Genomic DNA, 25,205 nt, shown 5'->3' with positions numbered 1-25,205 from the left:
CCCGCCGCTACCGTGGCCGACTATCGCGCCGCCGTTCTCAGGCCTGAAAGTCGAGCTGGGCGAACCCAACTTCTCCAAGAACAAGTCTACCCCCAAGCGCGAAAAGCGCAAGCCGTTCTCCCAGCTCACAAACGGAATTTTCGACGCCGATGGCGTCGACCCCTCTGACGGAGGACGATCTCATGTTGGCTTATCCCTGGGCCTATCCAGGTCCACCCAGGCCGAGCCGGGCGGCACGGACGCTGCCGCGCAAGTCGCGCAATCACTTTCTCGGCCAACTTACGTTTGGCGAGGAGCGGGGGCAGGGCCAGTGCCTCGTTTTCGAGAGCATGCTCGAATACAACACGGCGCTCCAACTGATCTACAGGCCCGGCGTTGTGGACGTGATCGACCAGCAGGGTCCGGTCGTTTTTGCCAAGGCAAGCGGCAAGCGCGGCACACACTACCTCGACTACGTAGCGGTAGAACGGGCCGGCCGGCGCACCGGAGTTGTGGTGAAGCCCGCATACCATGCAATGCGTCCGGCATTTCGGTTGGAGGTGGCGCGGATTGCGGCGGCCGCAACGCCTTCCGTGGTAGATCGCGTCGTGATCGTGACGGAACGGTCGATCGATCGGCAGCGTTTGGCGCGGTACTCGCAGTTTCACGCCGCGCGCTTCGCTCAACCGGAATACGATGCGGCGCTGGAGCAGGTGGTGGATCGGGGTGTCGATCCTGTATCGATCCGGGATCTTCTCCTGCGCACAGGCGTCGGCCCCGCTGGGTTCCACGCGGCGCTGCGGTCGATCCGGTACGGACGGCTGCAGACGATCGAGCCTGGTCTCGTGAAAATGTCCTCGATCGTTCACAGCACTGGGCTGCGCTGATGCAGCGCTTTGGTTCAACGTCGCCGCTGACGCTGGCTGAGGGCACGAGGATAGTCCTCAACGGCAGGACCGGTCTCGTCTATCGGTCTACGGCGCGCGACGTTGAACTGGTTTGGGACGAGTGGTCCGACGCAGACACGGGTGAAGTGCATGCCGCGATCTCCGACCTGCTCTCGGCCGAGGAGGTTGGCAAACAACTTGGGGCAGGGCGCCTCTGCATCCTGGAATTACCCGGACATCTGGCTCAGCCCCGAACCGCAGTTCCTGCCGCAGAGGCACCGCGACCGAAAGAGCTCCAGCGGGCAAGCTGGCGCGAATGCTACGTTCTCGCCGCCCACCAACTGCTCGAAGATGGGACCCTCGCGCCGCGACGTGCCAGCTTCGTCGAGCATCGCGAGGCTATCATCGGTCTTGGGCTGCAGGAGGACATGCGTCGTGCCGCGGCCAAGGCGAAGGGCCGTGCCGGGCAGCCGATCCAGGTATCGCGTGCCCCAAAGTCGGGGGAGGTCATTTACCGCTGGTGGCGGAGTTGGTGCAAGCTTGGCGAGAGTGCTCTCATCGACAGTTATCGTCACTCCGGAAATCGCAGCGCGCGGCTGACTAAGGACTCCGAGAGCCTAGTGCGCGAAGTCGTTGATATGCGGTTGCATGAGGAGCGTCCGTCGATTGCGAGCATCCTTGAGAGCGCGCAAGCGCGCGTCCGCCTCGAGAACAGGTTACGCAAACAGAAGGATCCTGACGCCGAACTCGTGCCGGTCCCTGGCTACGACACCGTGTGGCGCATGATCGCGCAGATGGCGCCCATCGATCATGCCGTTCGGACCCAGGGCATGGACGATGCGTATAAGCAACTTCACACGCTGGGACAGGGCTTGAAGATCAGCCGGCCCCTCGAGCGGGTCGAGATCGACGAATACACCGTCGATCTCCAAACCTTCCTAAGGCTGACGAAGCTCGATCAGTTTCTTACCCCCGGTGAAAAGATTGCCCTGGGGCTCACCGGAAAGCCGCAACGTCTGATCATCTCGGCCGCCATCGATGTCTACACAGGCGCCATCGTGGCACTCCAGATCACGACTGAGGGGAACAACCTCAACGCGACGCTCCGCACGATCGAGATGATCTACCTGCCGAAGGATGATTTCGTGGAAGCGTCGGGTGCCGCCAAGCCCTGGCCGATGTCCGGCCATCCGCAGACGATCGCGTTCGACCGCGGCAGCGTTTACCTGAGTGACGAGATGTATCTGCGGCTGTCCGTGGCCGGCATTACCAACCTCGCCGTGCCGGCCGGAAAGCCGTTTCTGAAGCCCTGGATCGAGCGCTTCTTCCGAACCTTCGAGCAAATGCTTCTCAACCGGTTTATCGGGCGCACGTTTTCGAATGTTGTTCTCAAGGGGGACAACGATGCCGAAGCGCGCGCTACGCTCTCTCTCGACGACTTTCTGTTCTGGATGACGCGCTGGATTGTCGATGTCTACCATACGCACCAGCCGGAGACGTTGGGTCGGAGTGCCCCGCTTATCATGTGGGAGCGGGCCGTGGCTGAGATGCCGCCCGTAGTCATGGCAGACGAACACCACCTCCGGCGAGCGTTTGGCGACCGGTATCTACGCAAGCTCACGCGGGCAGGGGTGGAAGTATCACGCCTTCACTACCAGTGCAGAGAACTGGAGGACTGGTTCCTGAACCACGCTGATCAGACCGTCGAGGTCTGGTGGTGGCACAAGAAGATCGGCCGCGTCGACGTCCGTCTTCCGAATGACACGTGGGTGACGGCGCATTGCACCGATGAGCAATGGGCGGATGCCTCTTACGACGACCTTGCCATCTACCTCGCCGCACGACGTGCCGAGCGCCAGGAAGACCAGGATGTCCGGGACGCGGCCATTGTTGAGATGGACCGGGATACCGAGAGGCGCGGCAAACTACGCGGGCTCCTGCCACTGGCGCCGACTCCGGAGGAAATGGCTAAGAGAACGAAGGAATTCAGGCGCTACACATACGTGCCGGGTGAGCGCCCTGAGCATCCCGCCGGCGATATCTTCGATGATGTCGTGGCGCCATTTGACGCGGGCGCAGCCCAGATTGCGCGACAGTCACACCCCGACACCAACGCGGAACCGACTGCGCCGTCCATCCCCGACACCGGCCACGCGCAAGAGCAGCCCGGCATGGAAAGAGACATTCTGGAATGACCAACCCACAGCCTTCGAGCAGTAGCATCACTGATCGCCCAGACCTTTTGGATTCGGGTGCCGTCAGTGACTGGCTGCGTGACCGCTACATGCGCAATCCGCGTGATGCCGATTTCGAGGATTTGTCGCGCGAGGTACTTCGCACCGGACCCGACGGCGCCATCACGGCGGACCCGTTGCGCTTCGGACTGGTCGGTGAGACCCGCGGTCTCCTCGTGACTGCGGAATCCGGTGCCGGCAAGACCACGCTCATTCGCCGTAACCTCACGCGTCAGCCCCAGATCGGTGTGACCGATGGCAAAACGCCTGGCAGAGCCTTCTATATTCGGGTCAAGCCTGAGGCCACCCTCAAGGGCCTCGCCACGAAAATCGCGGAGGACTTGGGATATCCACCCATTTCGTCGGGCGCGCGCACAACGGAGGTGTGGGAGGCTGCCCTCAATCGGCTGAAACTGCGGGGCATAACGATCATCTGGATCGACGAGGCGCACCACATGCTTCAGCCGTCACGCGAGGTGAAGGCCGTGCTTCGGCGGTTCAAGGCGCTGATGCAGGACGAACCCAACTTCGTTCTGATCCTGTCCGGCGTTCCGGACCTCGAGCACCTGATCCGTCAGGACGAGGAGACAGACGGACGTCTTTTTCGAATGCGGTTGAGCCCAATCCGGACTGAGACGGAGCGATCGAGCATTCGCCAGTATATCTCTCGATGCTGCGAACTCGTCGAACTCGAGCCGCCCTCCGATCCGTATATGGTTCAACGGCTTGAAGCGGCCACGCGGGGAAGCTTCGGCCGCTCCCTCGAACTGACGCAATTCGCGATCACTCGCGCCCTCCGTCGGCGTGACGGCCTTCTGAGGCTCGATGATTTCCGGCGCAGCTATGACTGGAAACGAAGAACTGACGGCGATGGGCCTTTCGATGAAGAGGACTGGCCCACCCTCAAGCAAATTCTCGAAACCCAAGGATGGTCCCCATGACCGCGCGCCTCTCTCCCGATCTGCCCCTCCACGACGACGAGACCGCAGGATCGTACGTCCGCCGGCTCAGCCTGTTCCACTCCGGGTTGCCCGCCAACCGGCTCTTGGCGGATCTCGGCATCGACCTCCGGGCTTTTGCCCGAGGCGCGCCCCAGGCGATTTCATCGCTGGCGGAGGCCGCCGGTATTGAGGTCGCACGCCTCATGCGCGCGGTTATTTCGCGTTCGGATCGTTGCCGTGGGTTCCGAGGGGAGGTTTGGTCATCGGATTTCGTGTTGCTGGAAGGCCGACGCGTTTGCCCCGTCTGCCTCCGCGAGGACGCGCCGGACGGTGAGGCGTGGCGGCAGCGGGGCCGCATCCTTTGGCGGCTACGGCCTGTCCTGGCTTGCCCCATTCACCGATGCGCGCTGGTCGAGCGTTCTGTCCCGAGCGCCGCCGGAGAATTGGGCCGGGCGTTTCCCACGTCGAGAGAGGTGGAGTTCCTCCCGATGGTCACCGAGTGTCGGACGCCTACGCCGCTCGAGACCATGATCGCGTCGCGCGTCGACGATACTCCGACGGGCTCCGGGGAGTGGTTGGACAGCCAGACGCTGGAGCAGAGCGCGCGCACCTGCGAGATGATCGGCGCGGTGCTGATGTTCGGCAAGAAGTTCAAGGCGACAGAGATGTCCCCGTCGGATTGGAGCGCCGCAGGGGCGACTGGCTTCGGCTATGCTCGGCGCGGGAAGGAAGGTATACGCGCGGCCTTCGACGAGATGCTCTCTATCGAGGCGTCGACGGCTGGGCAGGCGGGGCCACGGTCTGGATATGGCCGCCTTTACGAATGGCTGTCTGACACTAATCCAACGGTGGATTTTGGGGCCATACGTCAAATGCTGAGAGGACACATCCTCGATCACTTCGCAGTCAAGCCGGGCGAGATGTTGCTCGGTGAGAAGGTGATGCGACGACAGATGCATTCGGTTCACAGTCTTGCCGTCAATACGGGGATCCACCGAAAACGGCTGCGGAAGGCCCTCGTCCAGCTCGGACATCTTAACGATGACACTTGGGATGTTGCGTCGCACCACCTTGTTGTACCTGCCGTGGTTGCGGAGCAAATCAGCAGGGATCTAAAGGAAAGTGTACCCCTCCAACTCCTGCCCGAGCTTCTCTTCTGTTCGCGCACGCAAGCTGAAAGTCTGTATCGCGACGGCGTCATCGAGCCGCTTCTCGACAAGGACGAGGAAAGCGGTATTGGCCGGATCGCATTCGCCCGGCGCACGATCCAGGCGTTTCTGAAGTGCATCGAGGCGCTGCCGCTCGTTGAAACAGTCAGAGCGGACGAGTTCGTGGATCTCACAACTGGCGCGAAGAAGACTGGTCGCTCAACGGGCGCGATCGTCGAGGGTATCCTAACGGGCAGCGTCAAGGCCGTTCGTCTTTCCGGCGAGGTCGGACTGGTACGTGTTCGGGTCAGCGTCGGAGATATCACGGCCCTACGGCTCGAGATTGATCGACCGCGGCCTAGGGCCTCGATAGGCTGATCGACCCGCACGTTTTACATCTTGATCTTCGCTCGTAGGGTCCGCTTTGGCGGGCTTTTTTCTTGCCCTAACGTCACGTCCGACCCAAACGGGACAACCTTTGCTCCCAAATGGGAAAACCTTTGCTGCGAGGCATTCGAAGGTCATTGATTATAAAGGGAAATTTCCCGCGCTTGGGATCAACTATGCCCGCAGGTACAGTGTGATCTGGAGGGGCTCGGCAATGCCGGGCCCCTTTTCTCTGTCGGGCGCCGGGTCTGAATGAGCGGCTGGCGCGGATCGTCGAAATATCGCCTTCATACAGTTGTTTGCGGGGCGCTGCATCCGCATTGCCATATCCCCCCTGGGGGGATATGTGGGGGGCATGAAACACGCATCACATCCGGACGTCGTCCTGCGGCTGAAGCGCGCGCAGGGCCATCTTTCGAGCGTCATCGAGATGTTTGCCGAGGGGCGCCCCTGTGTGGACCTTGCCCAGCAGCTCCATGCGGTGGAGGCCGCGATCGCCAAGGCGAAGCGCGAGATGATCCACGATCACATCGAGCACTGCCTCGACGAGGAAGACGAAGGCGTCGCGGCTTCGATCCGCGATCTGAAGCAGATCACCAAATATCTTTGAGGGCGCCATGAAGGCAAAGGTTCTGGACTGGTTCGGCTTGGGTGGGTCGGAAGGCCACGGTCATTCGCACGGCCATCACCACCCCCATGAGCATGGCCACGAACATGGCCATCACCATGGGCCGCATGGGCATACCCATGGCGTGATCGATGCCACCATCGCATCCACCGCGCGTGGCATCTGGGCCATCAAGTGGTCCTTCGCCATGCTCTTCGCCACCGGGCTCATGCAGATCGCCGTCGTCGCCCTGTCGGGCAGCGTGGCGCTTCTGGCCGACACGATACACAACTTCGCCGATGCCACCACGGCCCTACCGCTTTGGGTCGCGTTCGTTCTGGCGCGCCGGCCGGCCTCGCGCCGCTTCCCGTACGGCCTGGGCCGCGTCGAGGACCTCGCCGGGATCGTGATCGTGCTGATCATTCTCTTCAGCGCCGTCGTTGCGGGTTACGAGGCCGTCTCACGGCTGATCAATCCGCATCCGGTCACCAACCTCGGATGGCTTACCGCCGCCGGGCTGATCGGCTTTGCTGGCAACGAGGCGGTGGCGGTGTTTCGCATCCGGGTGGGACGGGAGATCAACTCCGCCGCGCTGATCGCCGATGGCTATCACGCGCGGACCGACGGGCTGACGAGCCTTGCGGTGGTCGCAGGCGCAGCGGGCGTCTGGCTCGGGTTTCCGCTCGCCGACCCGATCGTGGGCCTTGCCATCACCTTCGCCATTCTCGGCATCGTCTGGCAATCCGCGCGCTCGGTCCTGACGCGCATGCTCGACGGGGTGGAGCCTGGCCTTCTCGACGAGATCGAACATGCGGCGGGCCATGTGGAAGGGATTCGCGAGCTTGCCGATGTACGGGCCCGCTGGCTCGGCCACAAGCTCCACGTAGACGTGGCGATTGCCGTGGACGAGGGCCTGCTGCTGGCCCAGGCCCAGGCAATCGCGGACGAACTCGAGGCGGAGCTTTTCGAGCATGTCCCGGCGCTTTCCGCCGCGCGGGTCCGCTTCGCTCACCCGGCCTCGTAACAGACGCAGCGATCAGGGTCGCCTGGGGGGCGCCCGTGCAGAGGGCGCCGGGGGCTGCAGGCCCCTGCAGGGGAACCTGCCGACCCCGGTGCAATTGCCGATTGCGACGCGTCAGTTGGTTATGCCTCCGCCAGCGGTGCCGCTGCCGGAGGTGCCGCCGCTCGTGCCCATCGCACCGCCGGTACCGGTCTGGTGCTTAAGGGCCTGTTGCTTCTGCATCTGCTCCGCCGGGGTCTGGAATGCCGGCGCCGCCTTCATCGCGCTTGGTGATTGGTCCACGGCGAGAACGAAGCCGTTGGGGTTCGCGCTGTTGGGCTTCTTGACGAATTTCAGGCCGCTCAGATTGAGCGCGACCCGATGATCGCCAATACCCAGAAACCCGCCGACGTTAATGACGACGGCCTTCACCTGGCCCTGACGGTTGAGCATCAGGTCGCCAACCGACCCGACGTCCTTCCAGGCCTTTGGCACCGCCTTGACCTGTTGAGGCGCCTGTTGACCGCCGGTCGAGTAAACCTTCGTGCCGATCAGCTTGCTGGCCTGAAGTTCGCTTGGGTCGACGCTTGTGAGAAAGCCAGCCTTTGCATTGGCGCCTGTCGTGGTGCCGGCAGCACTTGAGGGCGCTTTCCCAGCCGTTGGCGCCGCGGCGGAGCCCGTTGTCTGCGCAGCGGCGCCAAGACCCGTTGCGGCCACGAGGAGCGTGGAAATCATGAGCGATTTCATGGCTAAGTCCTTTCTGCTTTCTGCAGCAGCTGCTGTGCCGCTCTCAGACAGCTAGTGGCTTTGCGTCTGTTCGGAACCCAAGCGGGCAGGGGCCGGCAGATGGTCGCTGGAAAGGTCGATTTCGAACGGCCAAAACACGCATAAGGAGAGCCCTTGCGGCGCGAGCACGTCTGGCGGGCAAAGAACCCCACTGGCCGAAACGCCAAACCGGCGGAGAAAGGCCGGGGGAAGCGCCCGCCGAGACGTTGCGGATACCCGCACCCTCAGCCGCGCGTCGCGTGCGCATAGATTGCGCAACGCCGGTGGATCAAACCGGCCGAATCTTCAGCTTGGTGATGCGGTTCTCGCGGCGGCTGACGACCTCGAAGCGGAAACCGTGGAAGCTGAAGACCTGGCCCTCGCTCGGGATCATCTGCGCCTCGTGGATGACGAGGCCGGCGACGGTATTGGCTTCCTCGTCCGGCAGGTTCCAGTCCATCGCCCGGTTGAGGTCGCGGATCGTCATCGAGCCCTCGACCATGTAATCGCCCGCATCGCTCGGCTTCAGCGGATGGTCGGCGTCGACGTCGAACTCATCGGTGATCTGGCCGACGATCTCTTCCAGGATGTCCTCAAGAGTGATCAGCCCGCGCAGCGCGCCGTATTCGTCGACCACCAGCGCGAAATGGGTGCGGCGACGCAGGAACTGGCGCATCTGCTCGTCGAGCGGCGTCGTCTCCGGCACGAAATAGGGCTTCATCGCGACCTTCATCACGTCGAGCTTCTTCAGCGTTTCGAGCGAGCCCTCGGTGCCGCGGACCAGCCGGTCGACCTCGCGCAGCAGGTCCTTGGCGTGGATCACGCCGACGACGTTCTCCGGCTCGTCCTTGAAGACCGGAAGCCGCGTGTAGGGCGAGGCGAGGCATTGGGTGATGATCGTGTCAGGGTCGGTCCCGGCGTCGAGCATCTCGATCTGGCTGCGGTGGCGCATGATCTCCTCCACCGTCCGGTCGGAAAGGTCGAGCGCGGCCAGCAGGCGGTCGCGGTCCTCCTTTTCCACCGCGCCCTCGGAATGGCCGAGCGCGATGGCGCCGGCGATCTCGTCGCGCAGCGCGTGGATCTTGCTGTCGGGATCGGTGCGGACGCCGAAGATCAGCAGCACCAGCCGCACGAAGGCGCGCACGGCGGTGACGACCGGCGAAAGGATCAGGATCGCCAGGCGGACGAGGGGGGCGGTGTGGGCGGCGGCTGTCTCCGGGTTGGTGATCGCGTAGGTCTTGGGCAGCACCTCGGCGAAGATCAGGACCAGCACCGTCATGCAGAGCGTGGCGAGCGCGACGCCCGACTGGCCGAAGAGCCGCGTCATCAGCGCGGTCGCGAGCGAGGCCGCGAGGATATTGGCGACGTTGTTGCCCAGCAGGAGCGCGCCGATCAGGCGTTCGTTGTCCTCGGTGATCTTAAGCGCGGCCAGTGCGCCCTTGGACCCGCGGTCGGCCTGGGTCCGCAGCTTGCCGCGCGAGGCGGCGGTGAGCGCAGTCTCGGAGCCGGAGAAGAAGGCCGAGACGCAGATCAGCGCGAGGATCGCGACGGCGGTGGTCCAGAAGGCGGTGTCGAAGGGTTGGGCGAACATTGGGCAATCTATTTGATGGTCACTGGACCGTTATCGCCGGGATCAGGCGTCGCGGGCAAGCGGATGATGTTCGAGAACCAGCTCGCGCAGGCGTTCGTCGAGGACATGGGTATAGATCTCGGTCGTCGAGATGTCGGCATGGCCGAGAAGCGTCTGGATCGTGCGCAGGTCGGCGCCATTGGCCAGGAGGTGCGTGGCGAAGGCGTGGCGCAGGGTGTGCGGCGTCACCTTCGCCGGGTCGATCCCGCCTGCGGCCGCGAGCGATTTGATCAACAGGAAGAAATGCTGGCGGGTCAGGTGCCCTGCCGCGCCCCGCCCGGGAAAGAGGTGGCGCGAGGGGGCGGGCGCTTTGCGCCCGGTGCTGGCGGCGCGGCTTGCCGCCTCCGCCTCGGCCGTGTCGCGGGCAGCGAGCCAGTCGCGCAGCGCCGCGCGTGCGGGCGGGGAGAGCGGCACCATCCGCTCCTTCCCACCCTTGCCGGTGACGAGGATCATCCGCGGATCGCCACGTGCGGCGGCGACCGGCAGGCCCACGAGTTCAGAGACGCGCAGGCCGGTGGCGTAGAGCAGCTCTACCAGGCAGGTGTTGCGGATCTGAGCCTCGGGGCGGCCGGTGTCGCGGGCGGCCTTCAGGATCGCCTCCACCTCCTCGACGGTGAGGGTCGAGGGCAGGGATTTGTCGCGGCCGGGGCCGGAAAGCTTCAGCGCGGGGTTGTCCGCCCGCCAGCCTTCCTCATGCGCGAAGCGGTAAAGCTGGCGGATCGCCGAGAGGCGGCGGGCGCGGGTGGATTTCGACAGGCCCCGCGCCTCGCAATCGACCAGGTATCCTTCGACATCTTCGCGCATGGCCGAGACGAAATCGCTGCCCTGGCCGGCGAGGTATTCCGCGAAGTCGAGAAGGTCGCGGCCATAGGCCAGCCGCGTGTTCCTGGCCGCGTCGCGCTCTGCGGCCTGGGCCTCGAGGAAGGCGGAGATCCAGCGGCCCGCTGCCGGCATCTCAGCCCGCCTTCGAGAGCAGCATGAGCTGCAGCGCCGTCTGCCGCGCGGCCTTGTCGAGCCCGGCCTTGCGCAGCAGCGCAAGCCCTGCCGTCACCCCCCTCAGGTCGCCGGAAGCCCCGTCGGAGATGCGGGCAATGGCGCGCAGGATCGCCTCGCCGATCTTCTGCTGGCCCAGCAGCGCGTCGAGATCGGCACCAGGATCGGCCCCCGGGGCGAAGGCGGCGGCGATGGCCTGGCCCATCGGGTTCGGCGGCGTCAGCCCGTCGACCCGGCCACGGGCGAGGCCGATCAGGAAGCTTTCGTCCGGGTTGGTGGCGATACGGTTGCCGGCGATGGTTTCGGCCGCGGGCGAGAGAAGCCCGATGCGGAAGGCGAGTTCTCCGGGCTTACCCGAGAGATGCATCGCCGCGAGCTTGGCACCGAAGAGGGTGGCGAAAGGCATGGCGAGGCCGGCTTTCTCCATCGCAGTCCAGGCCGGCGGCAGCGCGCGCGACACGGCGGCGGAATCCTTGGCGCGCACCGCTGCGTCGAGCTTCTGGACCGCCGCGACCCGGTCCCAGGGGTCGCCGGAGGCCGATGGCTTGCCCTTCATGTAGATGCCGATCAGCTGGTTCGGCGGGATCGCGTCGTTCCGGGCCAGCCGCTCGGCCGCGGCGACCTGGGTCTTCCAGCCGATGTTCGGGCGCAGGTCGGAATAGGCGAAGGCCAGCGGCAGCGTGTTGGTCGGGATCGGCTGGCCCACGGCCTCCATCATCCGCCACAGAAGCGGCGAGGGCCGCGAGGGCGGGGGCAGGGGTTTCAGGTGCTCGTCGCTCGAGGCCGTGTCGAGGAAGCGGGTCAGCACCGCGCTGTCTTCCTGCGGGATTACGCCAAGCGCGTTGCCGGCGGTCAGCGCGATATCGGCCGCGCCCCAGTCGCCGGTGCGGGCGAGGCAGAAGATCCGCGCGGGCAGTGTGGGGGCGATCTCGGGGGTGCTGTTCATCGCCTTGCAGGCGCTCTGCTCCTGGCCCAGCAGCAGTTCGACGTCGAACCAGCGGCGAAAAAGCTGCGGCTGCCGGATCCCGGTCTGCTGCAGGAGCGCCTGGGCCTGGTCCAGCGCGCCGTAGTCCAGGAGCCGGTCGACCCGGGCCAGAAGGAAACCGCCCGCGGCGCCGGCGTCACCGGGCGGGTCGGCTTCGGTCAGGACGAGGCGGTAGAGCAGTTCCTGCAGCGCCGGCAGCAGATGCTCCGGCTCGGCCTGCAGGAGACGGGCGAGATCGGCGCTGTGGCTCGCCTGCCAGAGGTTGCGCGGCAGGCCGGTGACCTTGGCGGGAAGTAGCCCCACTGCGTCGAGCCCGGTCGCACCCAGGATCGAGGTGTCGATGCTGCCCTGCCCGGTCTGCGGCCTCGCCGGCGGGCCGGGCGGGATTGCCGAGACCGACCGTGACAGCCAGTCGATCGCGGAAAGCGGCTTGGCCTGCGCCTGCGCCGCCGCGCCAAGGATCATCGCGGCACCGGCTAGAAGCGCGGTGCCGCCGCCGAGGAGCCGGCTTCGCCTAGTCGACATTCAGTGTGACCGGCTGTTCGGTCTGGCTCTGGATCGGGCTCAGATCGCCTAGATAGGCGAACCCGGCCAGCCCCACGGCCGCGAGGACGATCAGCGTTGCCAGAAGCCTGTAAACATATTTCATCCGCCTGCCCTTTCTTCTCTGCCCTGCCTTTTCTCTTGGCCCGCCTCTTCTCTTGGACGGGCGGTCCTTCTTCTATATGGCATGTCGAGCGGTTTCACGCCATTCGGGCTGAAACGATTTGGTGAGGCGGGTTTCCGCCTCCGCAGGCCGGGTGAAGAGGCGCGGGTGAGCTGGCGGCTGAAGAAGACGGTGGTGCTGGTGGGCATGATGGGGGCCGGGAAAACGGCCGTCGGAACACAGCTTGCCCGGCAGTTGGGGGTGCGCTTCCTCGATTCGGATGAGGAGATCGTGAAGGCCGCCAACATGACCATCGCCGAAATCTTCGAGCGGGATGGCGAGGCCTTCTTCCGCCACAAGGAGGCGCAGGTGATCTCGCGCCTGCTGCGGGCCTCGCCGGGGATCCTTTCGACCGGCGGGGGGGCGTTCCTTCAGGAGGCGAACCGGGCGGCCATTCATGCGCAGGGAATCTCGGTCTGGCTGAAGGCGGATCTGGAGCTACTCTGGGCCAGGGTGCGGCACAAGACGACCCGGCCGCTGCTGAGGACAGCCGATCCCAAGGGCACGCTGGCGGCGCTGGCCGCGGCGCGCGAGCCGGTCTATGCGCAGGCCGATCTTACCGTGGTCTCGCGCCCGCAGGTGACGGTGGAGGCGATGGCCGAGACGGTGGCCGAGGCGCTGCTGACGCGGCCGGACGTATTGGAGCGGAGATAGGCGATGGATCGGGTCAGGGTCGAGCTGGGCGAACGCGCCTATGACGTGCGGATCGGCGAGGGGCTGGCCGCGCGTGCGGGGGCGGAGATCGCCCCGCTTCTGAAGCGCAAGCGCGTGGCGGTGGTGACGGACGAGACGGTCGCCGGCCTGCACCTGGCGACGCTCAAGGCAGGCCTTGCCGCCGCCGGGATCGAGGCGGTGTCGCTGGCGCTGCCTGCAGGCGAGGCGACCAAGGGTTGGCCGGAATTCAGCCGTACCGTCGACTGGCTGCTGGAGCAGAAGGTGGAGCGGCGCGATGTCGTCGTGGCCTTCGGCGGCGGTGTGATCGGGGACTTGGCGGGCTTCGCCGCGGCGGTGCTGCGGCGGGGGGTGCGTTTCGTGCAGATCCCGACCACGCTGCTGGCGCAGGTTGACAGCTCCGTCGGCGGCAAGACGGGGATAAACTCCAAGCACGGCAAGAACTTGATCGGCGCTTTTCATCAGCCCTCGCTGGTTCTGGCCGACATCGACATGCTCGGGACGCTGGCCCCGCGCGACTTCCTGGCGGGCTATGGCGAGGTGGTGAAATACGGGCTTCTGGGGGATGCCGGCTTTTTCGACTGGCTGGAGCGGGAAGGGCCGAAGCTTGCCTCCGAGGCGGCGCTGGCGCGGGCTGCGGTGCGACGCTCGGTAGAGATGAAGGCCGAGATCGTCGCCCGCGACGAGACCGAGGAGGGGGACCGCGCGCTCCTCAATCTGGGCCACACTTTCGGGCACGCGCTGGAGGCGGCGACAGGGTATTCCCACCGGCTGCTGCATGGCGAGGGGGTGGCGATCGGCTGCGCGCTGGCGTTCGAGCTTTCGCAACGGCTCGGCCTGTGTTCGCAGGAGGCGCCGAGCCGGGTTCGAGCGCATCTGCGGGCCATGGGGATGAAGGTGGAGCTGGGCGATATCCCGGGAGATCTGCCGGATGCCGAGGGCCTTCTGCGCCTCATGGGGCAGGACAAGAAGGTGGTCGACGGGCAGCTGCGATTCATCCTGGCGCGTGGCATCGGAGAGGCTTTCGTGGCCGCCGACGTGCCGCCGGCGGAGGTGCTGGCGCTTCTGGACGAGGCGCTGCGGCGGCGCTAGGGGCGCGGCGCAAGCAATTGGGATCGCCGGGAAAATCCGGTTACCGTTTGCACACTGATCCGGCACCGTTTTCGCACCGTAACATACCGTAAATCGGGACGGTGCATGGCGCCATCGCGCGACACCCCGTCCTTCCGGCGATGCATTCTTCCGCGTGGGCTGACACGGATCCGTGATATGTTGCGGCCGGCATGGGGTTCCACGCGACTGATCTGGTTGTGGCCGCACCGGCCTTCTGGCCGGTCTCTCCGGGGAATGGACCGAGATGAGCAATACCGACGCCGTCTTCACAGGCTCGATTCCGGAATTTTACGACAGCTACATGGTGCCGCTGATCTTCGAGCCCTATGCCCGGGACCTCGCGGACCGGGTGGCGCGGCTCGCGCCGAAGAGCGTGCTGGAGACGGCGGTGGGCACGGGCGTGGTGCCGCGGGCGCTGGTCAGACGGCTGCCGGCAGGCGTGCGCTACGTGGTGACCGATCTCAACGAGCCGATGCTGGCCTTCGCCGCTGGGCGCCAGCCGGAGGATCGCCGCATCGAATGGCGTTGGGCGGATGCGCTGGACCTGCCGTTCGAGGACGCGGGCTTCGACGTGGTGATCTGTCAGTTCGGCGCGATGTTCTTCCCCGACCGCAGCAGGGGCTTTGCCGAGGCGCGGCGGGTGCTGCGCCCCGGGGGGCGCTACCTCTTCAGCGTCTGGGACCGGATCGGGACGAATGAATTCACCGATGTCATCACCGAGGTTCTGGGGGCCTATTTCCCCGCCGATCCGCCGCGGTTCATGGTGCGCACGCCGCATGGATATCACGACGAGGCGGTGATCCGGTCGGATCTGGCCCGTGCCGGGTTCCATGACGTCTCGATCGAGGGGATCGATGCAGTGAGCCGGGCGCCCTCGGCCTGGCAGGTGGCGCGGGCCTTCTGCCAGGGCACGCCGCTGCGGAGCGAAATCGAGGCGCGCGATCCGGCAGGGCTGGAACGGGTCACGGCGATCGTCGCCGAGGCGCTGGAGGCGCGCTACGGGATGGGCGAGGTCGAGGCCGGGATCCGTGCCCATGTGGTGACGGCGGTGAAGTAGCGGCGGATCAGCCCCGGGCAGGGGCCCGGGCGCGGCCGGGTCTGGGCCGGGCGGGCCGTGATGGACCAGCCTCTGCTCGATCAGCGCCACGATGGCGGGGCCGTCATCCGGACCGAAGGCTTAGGCCACCGGTCCGGGTGGTGTCGTCTGGAACGGGGCTTAGAACGGGATTTCGTCATCCATGTCGCTGCGGCCGCCGCCGCCGCCACCACCGCCGCCGAAGCTGCCGCCACCGCCGCCGCCATAGCTGCCGCCGCCCGAGCCGCCACCGTAGCCGCCGCCCTGATCGTAGCCGCCACCGCCACCGCCGCCGCCAGCGCCGCCTTCACCGCGGCCGTCGAGCAGCGTCAGCTCGCCGCGATAGGGGCGCAGCGAGATCTCGGTGGTGAAGCGGTCCTGGCCAGACTGGTCCTGCCATTTGCGGGTTTCGAGCTGGCCCTCGATATAGACCTTGGAGCCCTTGCGCAGGTATTGCTCGGCGATGCGGACAAGCGGTTCGGAATAGATCGCCACGCGGTGCCATTCCGTACGTTCCCGGCGCTCGCCGGTGGCGCGGTCGCGCCAGGATTCCGAGGTGGCGAGGCGCAAGTTGCAGACTTTGCCACCCGACGGGAAATCCCGCACCTCGGGATCGGCCCCCAGATTGCCGACCAGGATCACCTTGTTTACCGAACCCGCCATCACGTTCTCCCACGATTCTTGTCGGTCTCCTGCTTACATCAGCCGGTCGGCGTAAGGAATGTGTTAACCCGAAATTGGAAGCCCGTAATGTGGCCCGGGCGGGGTTTGGCCGTGGTGGAATGCGGCGGGCTGGCACGAAGGCGTGGAATCGCTATAGTGCCCGGCGGCATGGGCAAGAGGCGAGGAACGGGGTGCGGATCTGGGGATGTGCCGTAGCGATTGCGGTGCTCGGGGCGGCTGTGCCGTCCGGGGCCGAGCGGCTGCGCGTGTTCTCCTCCGGTTCCCGGACCGCGATTTTCCGATCGCAGATGAAGGTTCTCGATAGCCGGCTGTCGCAGGAATATTCGGATTCGGACCGGTTGCGGCCGGGGGGCGGCGATGCGGCGGGCGCGGGCGGGATCCCGGCCTATCGCGGGCGCTACCGGGGGGCCTATCTGGCGCTGGCGCGGGCGAGCGCCGAGGCGCACGGCGTGCCGGTCGACCTGTTCCTGCGGCTGGTGCAGGAGGAAAGCGGCTGGAGCATGGCGGCTGTCTCCGCCAAGGGCGCGATCGGGCTGGCGCAGCTGATGCCGGAGACGGCGGCGCGGCTGGGGATCGACATCCATGACCCGAAGCAGAACCTGGAGGGCGGGGCGCGCTACCTGCGGATGATGTATGACCGCTACGGCTCCTGGCGGCTGGCGGTTGCGGCCTATAATGCCGGGCCGGACGCGGTGGACAGCGCCCATGGGGTGCCCGCCTATGCCGAGACGCGGGCCTATGTGACGGCGATCCTGGGCGGGTAAGGTTTCATCTTCGTGCGGAGGAGGGTCGGTGCCTGTCCGGGGGCTTCGGTGAACGGTGCGCAATGAATGCGCACCCTACGCGGTGAGGACAGGCGCTGGGCAGGCGAGCTACGCCCGCTGTTACGGGCCGGGGGTGGGTGTCTGACGGATCGCGAGGTGCGCAATGAATGCGCACCCTACGGGATTACTCCGCGGCGATCTGGATCACCGGTTCCATGCTGTCGAGCTCTTCCTGCGACAGGTGGCACTTGATCTGGTGGCCGGCGGAGAGGGTGACCATCGGCGGCATCTCGGTCTCGCACTTGTTGCCGGGAACGTGGCTCTTCCAGCGGCAGCGGGTCTGGAAGGGGCAGCCCGGCGGCGGGTTCATCGCGGACGGGATGTCGCCCTCCAGCACGATATGCTTCTTCTTCACCCGCGTGTCGGCGATCGGGACCGCCGACAGCAGCGCCTCGGTATAGGGGTGGTAGGGGGGCGCGAAGACTTCGTCGGTCGTGCCGATCTCCACCACATGGCCGAGATACATCACCATCACACGGTCGGAGAGGTAGCGGACCACCGAGAGGTCGTGGCTGATGAAAAGGAGCGTCGTCTTGTTCTTGCGCTGGATCTCCATCAGCAGGTCCGTGACGGCGGCCTGGACCGAGACGTCGAGCGCCGAGACCGGTTCGTCCGCGACCACGATCTTGGCGCCGCCGGCGAAGGCGCGGGCGATGCCGACGCGCTGTTTCTGGCCGCCGGAGAGTTGGCGCGGCATGCGGTCGGCGAAGGCGCGGGGCAGCTTCACCAGGTCGAGAAGTTCCAGCATGCGGGTGCGGCGGGCGGCGTCGTTGTAGCCCTCGCCGAAGATCTCGAGCGCGCGGATGATCTGGCGCCCGACGGTCATCGAGGGGTTCAGTGTGTCGAACGGGTTCTGGAACACCATCTGCACCGAGGAGACGGTATCGGTGTTCCGCTGCTCGATCGGGGTGTTCTGGATGTTCTCGTCAAACAGCACGATCTGGCCTGAGGTCGCGGTCTCCAGCCCCATCAGCACCTTGGCGAAGGTCGACTTGCCGCAGCCCGACTCGCCGACGATGGCGAGGGTCTCGCCCTCGCGGGCCTCGAAGCTGAGCGTCTCGTTGGCCTTCACCACCTTGGTCTCGCCGCCGCCGAAGAGTGCGTTGGCGGAGACCTCGTAGTATTTCTGCAGGTCCTCCATCCGGAGGACGACCTCGCCCACCGGGGTCTTCTCGAACTTCTTCGCGGCGGCGGGGGGCGCGGCCCAGTCGATCTCGGCGAAGCGCAGGCAGCGGCTGTCGTGGCGTTCGCTGCCCTCGACCGGGGCCATGGGAATGTCCATGGCATCGCAGCGGCCCTTCACGAAATAGTCGCAGCGGGGGCCGAAGTTGCAGCCCGCGGGGCGTTCGTGCGGCAGCGGGAAGTTGCCCGGGATGGCGATCAGGGGCCGTGCGTTCTTGTCGGCGCCCGGCAGCGGGATCGAGCGGAACAGAGCCTGGGTGTAGGGGTGGCGCATCTTGTCGAAGACCTCGGCCACGCCGCCGGTTTCCACCGCCTCGCCGGAATACATCACGCAGAGCCGGTCGCAGGTCTCGAGGATCAGGCCGAGGTTGTGCGAGATGAAGAGCATCGAGGTGCCGTATTTCTCGCCCAGGTCCTTCACCAGCTCGACGATGCCGGCCTCCACCGTCACGTCGAGCGCGGTGGTCGGTTCGTCGAGGATCAGGAGCGCCGGCTTCGACATCAGCGCCATGGCGATGACGATGCGCTGCTGCTGGCCGCCCGAGAGCTGGTGGGGATAGGCCTTCAGGATCCGGTCCGGGTCCGGCAGGCGGACGTCGGCGACGATCTGGCGGGCGAGATCCATCGCCTTGTCCTTGGACATGCCCTCGTGGATCATCGGCACTTCGGCCAGCTGCTCGCCGACCTTCATCGCCGGGTTCAGCGAGGCCATCGGCTCCTGGTAGATCATCGCGATCTCCTTGCCGCGGATGGCGCGGAGCTCGCTGGTCGTCATCTTGCAGAGGTCGCGGCCCTTGAACAGGATCTCGCCGGCGACGATGCGGCCGTTCTTGCCGAGGTCCTGCATCACGCCGAGCGCGACGGTGGACTTGCCGCAGCCGCTTTCGCCGACGAGGCCCATGCTTTCGCCGGGCATGACGGTGCAGGAGAAGTCCATCACCGCGGGGATCTCGCGCAGGCGGGTGAAGAAGCTGATCGAGAGGTGGTTGATCTCGAGGATCGGCTTCGAAGGGTCCCAGGTGTCGGTCATCACGGGTCTCCCGATCCGGGGAGGGCCGGGGGCGCTGCCCCCGGACCCCCGGGATATTTAGAGGACAGAAGAGAAAGAGGGGCCAGCGGTCATGTCAGTCCCTCAGGCTTTCTTCACGCAGCCCGTCAGCCAGCAGGTTCAGGCCGAGCACGAGGCTCATCAGCGAGACCGCGGGCACGATGGCGGGGGCGGGGTAGAACGACAGCAGCTTCGAGCCGGCGTTGATGGTGGACCCCCAGTCGGGGCTTTCCGGCGAGAAGCCGAGGCCGAAGAAACCCAGGGTTCCAAGCAGGATCGTGGTGTAGCCGATGCGCAGGCAGAAATCGACGATCAGCGGCCCGCGGGCGTTGGGCAGGATCTCCCACAGCATGATGTACCACGGGCCCTCGCCGCGGGTCTGGGCGGCGGCGACATAGTCGCGGGACTTGATGTCGAAGGTCAGGCCCCGGACGATCCGGAACACCGTGGGCGAGTTCACGAAGACCACGGCCACGAAGATGTTGAGTTTGTTCGGATCCATCTCGAAGAGCCCGAGCGGGTCGGCGTTGAAGGCGGCGCCGGCGTACATCCAGAGCCCCACCACCAGGGCGACGCCGACATAGAGGTTGCGCCGCGCGGGCTGGGTGTAGAAGCGGCTGTTCAGCAGGACGACCACGAAGACGATCGGGATCAGGAACAGGACCGCCGCCAGCGCCATCGGAATGCCGAGCTGGCGGATCGCCGGGGTGACCAGCAGGTAGAACAGAAGGATCACCGGGAAGGCGAGCACGAGGTTGGCGATGAAGGTCAGCGCCGCGTCGCGCCGGCCGCCGTAATAACCCGCCGGCAGGCCCAGGGTGATGCCCACGGTATAGGCCACCGCCGTCGCCGCCGGGGCGATGACGAGCACCAGCCGCGCGCCCGCCACCATCCGGCTGAACACGTCGCGGGCGAGGTTGTCGCCGCCCAGCAGGTAGTATGGGTAGTTGTGCGAGCCCTTCGGCAGAATCGACCCGATCGAGGCGTTCTTGAGCTGCACGATCTGGTAGAGCGGGTCCTCGGTCATCACCAGGTTGGCGAAGATCGCGGTGTAGACCCAGAACATGACGATGGTGAAGCCGACCATTCCGATCGGGCTGTCGAAGAGCTTGCCGTAGAGGCCGAGCCTGCGCTTGAACGGGATCGAGACCGCGAAGGTCGCGACCAGCGCGATCCAGACCGGCAGGAACCGGAGCGCGACATGACCGATGATGGCGAGGGTGGAGAGGGTGTTATGTGTCATCGGCGTCTCCTCACGATATCCGGATGCGGGGATTGAGGTAGACGTAGCCGATATCCGAGATCAGCTGGGTCAGCAGGACGACCACCACTGCGACGACGGAGCAGCCGAGAAGCAGCTCGATGTCGTTGTTCTCGGCGGCCTGCACCAGCGTCCAGCCGAAACCCTTGTAGTTGAAGAGCGTCTCGGTGATCACCACGCCGTTCAGAAGCCAGGGGATCTGCAGCATGATCACGGTAAAGGGCGCGATCAGCGCGTTCCTCAGCGCGTGTTTCAGCACGACGGAGCGGAACGAGACCCCCTTCAGCCGCGCGGTGCGGATATATTGCGCGGTCATCACCTCGGTCATCGAGGCGCGGGTCATCCGGGCGATGTAGCCGGTGCCGTAGAGCGAGACTGTGACGACGGGGAGGGTGAAGTTCTCGAAGGTCCGGTGACTGAGGGCGCTGGCCGCCGACCCCTTGAAGAGCGCGCCGCCATGGATCAGCCCCCAGTGGTGCAGGATCGGTGAGAGCCCGACGATGGTGGACCCGAGAAGCGCGATCAGCACGACGCCCGAAACGTATTCCGGCGTCGCCGTCGAGGCGATCGAGAGGGTGGAGAGAATCCGGTCCATCCGCGTGCCCTCTCGCATCCCGGCAAGGATGCCGACGACGAGCGATGTCGGGATCATCACGATGATCACCCAGAGCATGAGCCAGCCCGTGGCCTCCAGCCTCACGGTCAGGATCTGCGAGACCGGATCATGGAAGACGGTGGAGAAGCCCCAGTAGCCCTGGGCGACGCCGCAGAAGGTCGGCGCCGGGGCGGCGGGGTCGTTCGGGTTGAGGCAGCGGCCGGTAGGCTTGCCGGTCTCGGCGTTCTTGCCGGTCCAGCCGGGGACGATCCCGAGCCATTCGCCGTAGCGTGTCAGCATCGGCTCGGCGTAGCCGTGCTGCTGAAGCCAGGTCTGCACCTGCGCATCCGTCATCCGGGCCGAGGCCTGCGTCTTGGCGAGACGTTCCAGGTTCGGGTGAAGGTTGGTCAGAACGAAGACGATGAATGTGAGGCAGAGCGCTGTCAGCAGCATCGTTCCGATGCGCCGGGCCAGAAATTTCAGCATGGATCACCCTTTCCGCGGGCCGGAGCGGGGCGACCGCCCCTGCGATACCGTCGTCAGACAGGAGAAGACGGGGGGCGAGAACCGCCCCCCGCGTGGAGCTGGATCAGGTCTCCATCCACCAGTTGTACATGTGCATCTCGAAGGTCGGATGCATCTCGACGTTGTGGATGCCCTTCTTGTAGTGGCGGTAGATCTTGCGCCAGTAGGGCTGAATGATCACGGCGTTGTCCTGCATGATCTTCTCCAGCACCGCCATGACCTTGCGGCGGTCATCGACGTTGGACAGCGACATGGCCTTGGCCAGGTTGTCGTCGAAGTCCTTGTTGGAGAAGTGGCTTTCGTTCCAGGCGACGCCCGACTTGTAGGCGAGCGCGAGGACCTGGACGCCGAGCGGGCGCATGTTCCACTCGGTGGCCGAGAACGGGTACTTCAGCCAGTCGTTCCAGAAGGTCGAGCCGGGCAGGATGGTCCGCTTGATCTTGATGCCGGCGTCGCGGAGCTGGGCGGCGACCGCGTCGCAGGTCGCGGCCTGCCAGCTGTCGTCGATCGAGATCAGCTCGTATTCCTTGTCGCCGTTGCCGGTGGCGTCGAGCATGGCCTTGCCGGCTTTGGGATCGACCTTCATCGGCGGCAGCTTGGCATAGGCCGGGTGGATCGGGCAGACGTGGTGATCCTCGGCGACATCGCCGCGGCCATCATAGCCGAGCGCGAGCACGGTCTTGTTGTCGACGCAGGTCTGCATCGCCTTGCGGACCTTGAGGTCCTTGTACTCGTCGGTGGCTTCGTTCCAGCGGACGCAGATCGTGTTCGCCGTCGTGACCTCGGACTGTTCCCAGCCGGGCAGGGCGCCGAACATTTTGATGAAGTCGCCGACCGTCTGGTAGGTCATGTCGATTTCATCGGATTCCGCCGCCGCGACATAGGCCGAGGTGTCGGTGCCGAGGTCGATGAACTCGATCTTGTCGAGGTAGGGGCCGCCCCAGCCTTCGAGGTTGGTGCCCCACCACTTCAGCTTGGTGTTCTTGGAGAGCACCTGCTTCACGCCGACCTGGTTCTCGGTCGGAAGGAACGGGCCGGTGCCGACCGGGTTCACCGAGGGGTCGGAGCCGTCGTAGCTGGTGTGCACGATCGCCGCCGGATAGTCGGCCATGCCGGCGATCACGGTGATGTCGGGCTGCGACAGCTTCAGGACCACGGTGTGGTCGTCCTTCGCGGTCACCGCGCCGTCGCGCATCTTCTTGGTCTTGTCGTCGATCAGCGCCGGGAAGCGGCTGGCCATCGAGTTGCCGGAAACGGTGCTGTCGCACCAGCGCTCGAAGTTGAAGACCACGTCCTTGGCGGTGAAATCGTCGCCGTTGGACCACTTCACGCCCTTGCGGAGGTGGAGCGTCCATTCGGTGGCGTCGCCGTTGGCTTCCCACTTCTCCAGCAGCATGCCGCGGAACGTGCCGTCGCGGTCATATTCGACCAGGTATTCCAGCCAGCCGCGGGCGAAGTCGGCGATCTGCGACCAGTCCCACAGGCGCGGATCCTTCAGCGCCTTGGTCTGCATCTGCACGCGCAGCGTGCCGCCGGGCTTCGGCGTCATCGTCGCCGCGGTCGCCTTAGGCGCATCGAGGCCGATCAGGCTGTACGCCGCCGCCGCCGAAAGGCCGAGCGAGCAGGCGCGGGTAAGGAACTCGCGCCGCCCGATATGGCCGGCCTTGTGCTCCGCCGCATACATGCGGGCGGCGGGATGGACCCGGGCACCCGGCGCGTTGCTGTCGTCTAACATGTGTCGTCTCCCTGACTGTGGCGTTGTTGTCTACATCCCGGCGTGCCCACATCCGCACGGGTGTCCGCTCCAACGGAGCTCGTTCCACGATAGCGTATTAATTCGACTTTGGCGTCAACGCTCGCTTTCGGCACTTTGCGGGATATTTGCGACATCACGACAAGAAAAGACTACCTCACCCCGGGGGTCAACCCCGTGGCCGGACATTCGCGCCGAGGAAGGGGCCTCAGGCCGATTTTCGAAAGGCTGTCGGGGTCTTGCCCGTCCGGTGGACGAAGGCGCGGGTGAAGTAGGCCGCCGAGGTGAATCCGAGGCTCCGGGAGATGTCGGAAACAGGCATCCGGGTCTCTGCCAGAAGCCGTCGCGCCTCGAACAGGACCCGGTCCTGGACCAGTTCGGAGGCCGGCCGGCCGCAGGCGCGGCGGCAGACGCGGGAGAGATGAGTCGGCGTCACGTCGAGCGCGGCGGCATAGTCGGCCACGCCCATGCCGGACTGGAAATTCCGTTCGACCAGCGCGGTGAAGCGCTGGGCCAGGCGGGCGACGGCATCCCGGGGCGCGGCCTCGCCCGGCTGGGCGGCCGCCTGGCGTTCGAGCCAGACCGAGATCAGCCCGAACATGTAATAGGCCGCCCGGGTGGCGCCGGGGCGGGGGCTTTCGATCTCGCGCTGAGCGGCGTCGATGAGGCTCGTCAGTTCGCTTTGCGGGCCGCTGTCGCGCACGCGGAGGTGGAGCGGCGTCTTCGGCAGCGGCAGGTCGCAGCCGGTGCCGAAGAAGCAGGCGGTGCCGGTGACATGGGCCGAGGCCTCGAATCCATGCATGGTTCCGGCCGGGATGAAGATGGCGTTATGGGGTCCGTAGCCGCGGGTGATGCCGCCGACGGTGATCCGGCCCTGGCCGCGGGTGAACCACAGCAGAAGCGGTTCGGAGATCGAGCGCATCGCCTCCACCCGCCAGCGGCCAGCGGCGGCAAGCCGTGAGACGGCGATGATACGCGCATCCGGCACGATTGCCGGAAGGGTGGCCGCAGGAAGGGCGGCGGCCCGGAGCGTGTTGGGCTGCTCGATCATTCGGAAGCTTTCCCCGACGTGCTTTTTTTCAAAGCCTAGGGCAGGCGGCGCAACCGCCCAAGGGGAAATTCCGCGCGGGGGCAGGGATCGGCAAGACGTGGCGCATCTGCACAGCATTGGGGCGGGCGCGGGCGGGGGCGTGGCGGCGCGTCCGTTCCGTGGCGGGGTGTGGTGAAGGGCGCGCGGGGCGTGGCGCGATCGTGGCGGCGCGTGGCGAAACTCAGGCCAGCGTGACCCGCGGCCAGGCCCGCATCCGATTGCGGAACCAGGTCCGCTGGCGTTTGGCATACTGGCGGGTGGCGATCTTGGCAGCGGCGACGGCTTCCGCGCGCGTCAACTCGCCCTTGAGGTGCGCGACCAGCTCTGCCGCGCCGATGGCCCGGGCCGAGGGGCGGGCCGGATCCCAGTGCGGCAGCTCTGCGGCGACCTCGTCGAGCGCGCCGGCCTCCATCATCGCGTCGAAGCGGCGGTCGATGCGGGGGCCGAGCCAGTCGGGCGGCGCCTCCAGCACCACGGCGGCGGCACGGTCGAGGGGGAGGAGCGGCGGCCCGGTCTCCGCCTGCCAGGCGGCGAGGCCGCGGCCGGTGGCGCGCAGCACTTCCCAGGCGCGCTGGATGCGGGCGGGGTTGAGCGTGTCGATCTTCGCGGCCGTCTCGGCGTCGAGCTCGGCCAGGAGCGCATCGATCCCACCTGCGGCGCGGCGCGCGTCGGCCTCTTCCCGGATCGCGGCCGGGGTCGGCGGGATCTCGGCCAGGCCCGTCGTCAGCGCCGTGAAGTAGAGCCCGGTGCCGCCCACGATGATCGGGCGCGGGCCCTGGTCGAGCAGGGCCGCCACCTCGCGCAGCCAGTGGCCGACGGAATAGGCCGTCTCGCGCGCGACATGGCCGTAGAGGCGGTGCGCGGCGCGGGCTTCCTCCTCCGCCGAGGGGCGGGCGGTCAGAAGGCGCCAGCAGGAATAGACCTGCAGCGCATCGGCATTGACGATGACGCCGCCGTCCGTTTCCGCGATCTCCAGCGCCAGGGCGGATTTGCCCGAGGCCGTGGGCCCGGCGATCAGCACAGGGCGGTCAGGCGGCGGCCTCAGGGCGTCTGGCAAGGGCACGGCGTTCCTCCGGCGGCGGGGCGGCCCGGGGCGGGGCCGCCGGACGGCGCTTTGGCGT

22 protein-coding genes are annotated in these 25,205 nt (G+C 66.3%); 10 read left to right on the top strand and 12 right to left on the bottom strand.

The features are described from left to right. Nucleotides 1-182 precede the first annotated feature (182 nt). From EIP85_RS14335 to EIP85_RS14310, 6 genes are all read left to right on the top strand, one after another. A complete protein-coding gene (locus EIP85_RS14335; protein ID WP_127902894.1) occupies nucleotides 183-866 on the top strand; it encodes a hypothetical protein in 684 nt (227 codons plus the stop codon). After that, nucleotides 866-3,061 (top strand): DDE-type integrase/transposase/recombinase, encoded by a 2,196-nt coding sequence (locus tag EIP85_RS14330; protein ID WP_127902893.1) that lies wholly within the window; start codon nucleotides 866-868, stop codon nucleotides 3,059-3,061. Before EIP85_RS14335 ends, EIP85_RS14330 begins: the two co-directional genes overlap by 1 nt. Beyond that, nucleotides 3,058-4,041 (top strand): AAA family ATPase, encoded by a 984-nt coding sequence (locus EIP85_RS14325; RefSeq protein WP_127902892.1) that lies wholly within the window; start codon nucleotides 3,058-3,060, stop codon nucleotides 4,039-4,041. Before EIP85_RS14330 ends, EIP85_RS14325 begins: the two co-directional genes overlap by 4 nt. After that, the gene (locus EIP85_RS14320; RefSeq protein ID WP_164871740.1) at nucleotides 4,038-5,567 is read left to right on the top strand and encodes a TniQ family protein; all 1,530 of its coding nucleotides are present in this window, start codon (nucleotides 4,038-4,040) and stop codon (nucleotides 5,565-5,567) included. The genes EIP85_RS14325 and EIP85_RS14320 overlap by 4 nt, the downstream gene beginning before the upstream one ends. Before the next feature lie 364 nt (nucleotides 5,568-5,931). Beyond that, nucleotides 5,932-6,186 carry a metal-sensing transcriptional repressor gene (locus EIP85_RS14315; RefSeq protein ID WP_127902890.1) on the top strand — a complete coding sequence of 85 codons (255 nt, stop codon included), beginning with the start codon at nucleotides 5,932-5,934 and terminating at the stop codon, nucleotides 6,184-6,186. A 7-nt stretch (nucleotides 6,187-6,193) separates the two neighbouring features. Further along, nucleotides 6,194-7,207 (top strand): cation diffusion facilitator family transporter, encoded by a 1,014-nt coding sequence (locus EIP85_RS14310; RefSeq protein ID WP_127902889.1) that lies wholly within the window; start codon nucleotides 6,194-6,196, stop codon nucleotides 7,205-7,207. Between the two features lie 111 nt (nucleotides 7,208-7,318). On the opposite strand, the gene EIP85_RS14305 is transcribed toward EIP85_RS14310, so the two are convergent. From EIP85_RS14305 to EIP85_RS23415, 5 genes are all read right to left on the bottom strand, one after another. Continuing rightward, nucleotides 7,319-7,930 carry a PRC-barrel domain-containing protein gene (locus tag EIP85_RS14305; protein ID WP_127902888.1) on the bottom strand — a complete coding sequence of 204 codons (612 nt, stop codon included), beginning with the start codon at nucleotides 7,928-7,930 and terminating at the stop codon, nucleotides 7,319-7,321. Between the two features lie 307 nt (nucleotides 7,931-8,237). Beyond that, on the bottom strand, nucleotides 8,238-9,539 hold the full coding sequence (locus tag EIP85_RS14300; RefSeq protein ID WP_127902887.1) for an HlyC/CorC family transporter: 1,302 nt from the start codon (nucleotides 9,537-9,539) through the stop codon (nucleotides 8,238-8,240). Nucleotides 9,540-9,581: 42 nt separating this feature from the next. Further along, on the bottom strand, nucleotides 9,582-10,532 hold the full coding sequence (locus tag EIP85_RS14295; protein WP_127902886.1) for a site-specific tyrosine recombinase XerD: 951 nt from the start codon (nucleotides 10,530-10,532) through the stop codon (nucleotides 9,582-9,584). 1 nt (nucleotide 10,533) lies between these two features. Continuing rightward, a complete protein-coding gene (locus EIP85_RS14290) occupies nucleotides 10,534-12,081 on the bottom strand; it encodes a hypothetical protein (RefSeq protein ID WP_127902885.1) in 1,548 nt (515 codons plus the stop codon). Beyond that, a complete protein-coding gene (locus EIP85_RS23415) occupies nucleotides 12,071-12,205 on the bottom strand; it encodes a hypothetical protein (RefSeq protein ID WP_277749309.1) in 135 nt (44 codons plus the stop codon). Before EIP85_RS23415 ends, EIP85_RS14290 begins: the two co-directional genes overlap by 11 nt. Before the next feature lie 165 nt (nucleotides 12,206-12,370). Here EIP85_RS23415 and EIP85_RS14285 point away from each other — a divergent pair, with 165 nt between their 5' ends. From EIP85_RS14285 to EIP85_RS14275, 3 genes are all read left to right on the top strand, one after another. Then, nucleotides 12,371-12,916, top strand: a complete 546-nt coding sequence (locus EIP85_RS14285) for a shikimate kinase (RefSeq protein WP_206615542.1) — start codon at nucleotides 12,371-12,373, stop codon at nucleotides 12,914-12,916. A gap of 3 nt (nucleotides 12,917-12,919) precedes the next feature. Further along, nucleotides 12,920-14,026, top strand: a complete 1,107-nt coding sequence (gene aroB, locus EIP85_RS14280) for a 3-dehydroquinate synthase (protein WP_127902881.1) — start codon at nucleotides 12,920-12,922, stop codon at nucleotides 14,024-14,026. Between the two features lie 265 nt (nucleotides 14,027-14,291). Further along, complete coding sequence (locus tag EIP85_RS14275; protein ID WP_127902880.1) at nucleotides 14,292-15,104, top strand: class I SAM-dependent methyltransferase; 813 nt, start codon at nucleotides 14,292-14,294, stop codon at nucleotides 15,102-15,104. A 159-nt stretch (nucleotides 15,105-15,263) separates the two neighbouring features. Here the strand turns inward: EIP85_RS14275 and ssb are convergent, their stop codons facing one another. After that, nucleotides 15,264-15,785: a single-stranded DNA-binding protein gene (gene ssb, locus EIP85_RS14270; protein WP_127902879.1), complete on the bottom strand. Its 522-nt coding sequence runs from the start codon at nucleotides 15,783-15,785 to the stop codon at nucleotides 15,264-15,266. A 119-nt stretch (nucleotides 15,786-15,904) separates the two neighbouring features. On the opposite strand from ssb, the gene EIP85_RS14265 reads away from it, so the two are divergent. Further along, complete coding sequence (locus EIP85_RS14265; RefSeq protein WP_127902878.1) at nucleotides 15,905-16,570, top strand: lytic transglycosylase domain-containing protein; 666 nt, start codon at nucleotides 15,905-15,907, stop codon at nucleotides 16,568-16,570. Nucleotides 16,571-16,754: 184 nt separating this feature from the next. On the opposite strand, the gene EIP85_RS14260 is transcribed toward EIP85_RS14265, so the two are convergent. The 6 genes from EIP85_RS14260 to miaA form a co-directional block, all read right to left on the bottom strand. Beyond that, on the bottom strand, nucleotides 16,755-18,842 hold the full coding sequence (locus tag EIP85_RS14260) for a dipeptide ABC transporter ATP-binding protein (protein ID WP_127902877.1): 2,088 nt from the start codon (nucleotides 18,840-18,842) through the stop codon (nucleotides 16,755-16,757). Between the two features lie 94 nt (nucleotides 18,843-18,936). Further along, the gene (locus tag EIP85_RS14255; RefSeq protein WP_127902876.1) at nucleotides 18,937-20,103 is read right to left on the bottom strand and encodes an ABC transporter permease; all 1,167 of its coding nucleotides are present in this window, start codon (nucleotides 20,101-20,103) and stop codon (nucleotides 18,937-18,939) included. A gap of 10 nt (nucleotides 20,104-20,113) precedes the next feature. Next, nucleotides 20,114-21,202 (bottom strand): ABC transporter permease, encoded by a 1,089-nt coding sequence (locus tag EIP85_RS14250; protein WP_127902875.1) that lies wholly within the window; start codon nucleotides 21,200-21,202, stop codon nucleotides 20,114-20,116. Nucleotides 21,203-21,305: 103 nt separating this feature from the next. After that, the gene (locus EIP85_RS14245; RefSeq protein WP_241560029.1) at nucleotides 21,306-22,976 is read right to left on the bottom strand and encodes an ABC transporter substrate-binding protein; all 1,671 of its coding nucleotides are present in this window, start codon (nucleotides 22,974-22,976) and stop codon (nucleotides 21,306-21,308) included. A 226-nt stretch (nucleotides 22,977-23,202) separates the two neighbouring features. Beyond that, nucleotides 23,203-24,045 (bottom strand): AraC family transcriptional regulator, encoded by an 843-nt coding sequence (locus EIP85_RS14240; RefSeq protein ID WP_127902874.1) that lies wholly within the window; start codon nucleotides 24,043-24,045, stop codon nucleotides 23,203-23,205. Between the two features lie 220 nt (nucleotides 24,046-24,265). After that, nucleotides 24,266-25,147, bottom strand: coding sequence for a tRNA (adenosine(37)-N6)-dimethylallyltransferase MiaA (gene miaA / locus EIP85_RS14235; RefSeq protein WP_241560027.1), 882 nt, complete (start codon nucleotides 25,145-25,147; stop codon nucleotides 24,266-24,268). Nucleotides 25,148-25,205: the final 58 nt, after the last annotated feature.

The sequence above is a fragment of the Solirhodobacter olei genome (assembly GCF_004010155.1).
Lineage (GTDB): Bacteria > Pseudomonadota > Alphaproteobacteria > Rhodobacterales > Rhodobacteraceae > Solirhodobacter > Solirhodobacter olei.
Note: the sequence above shows the minus strand (reverse complement) of the source record. Positions and strands in the feature narration are given on the sequence as shown.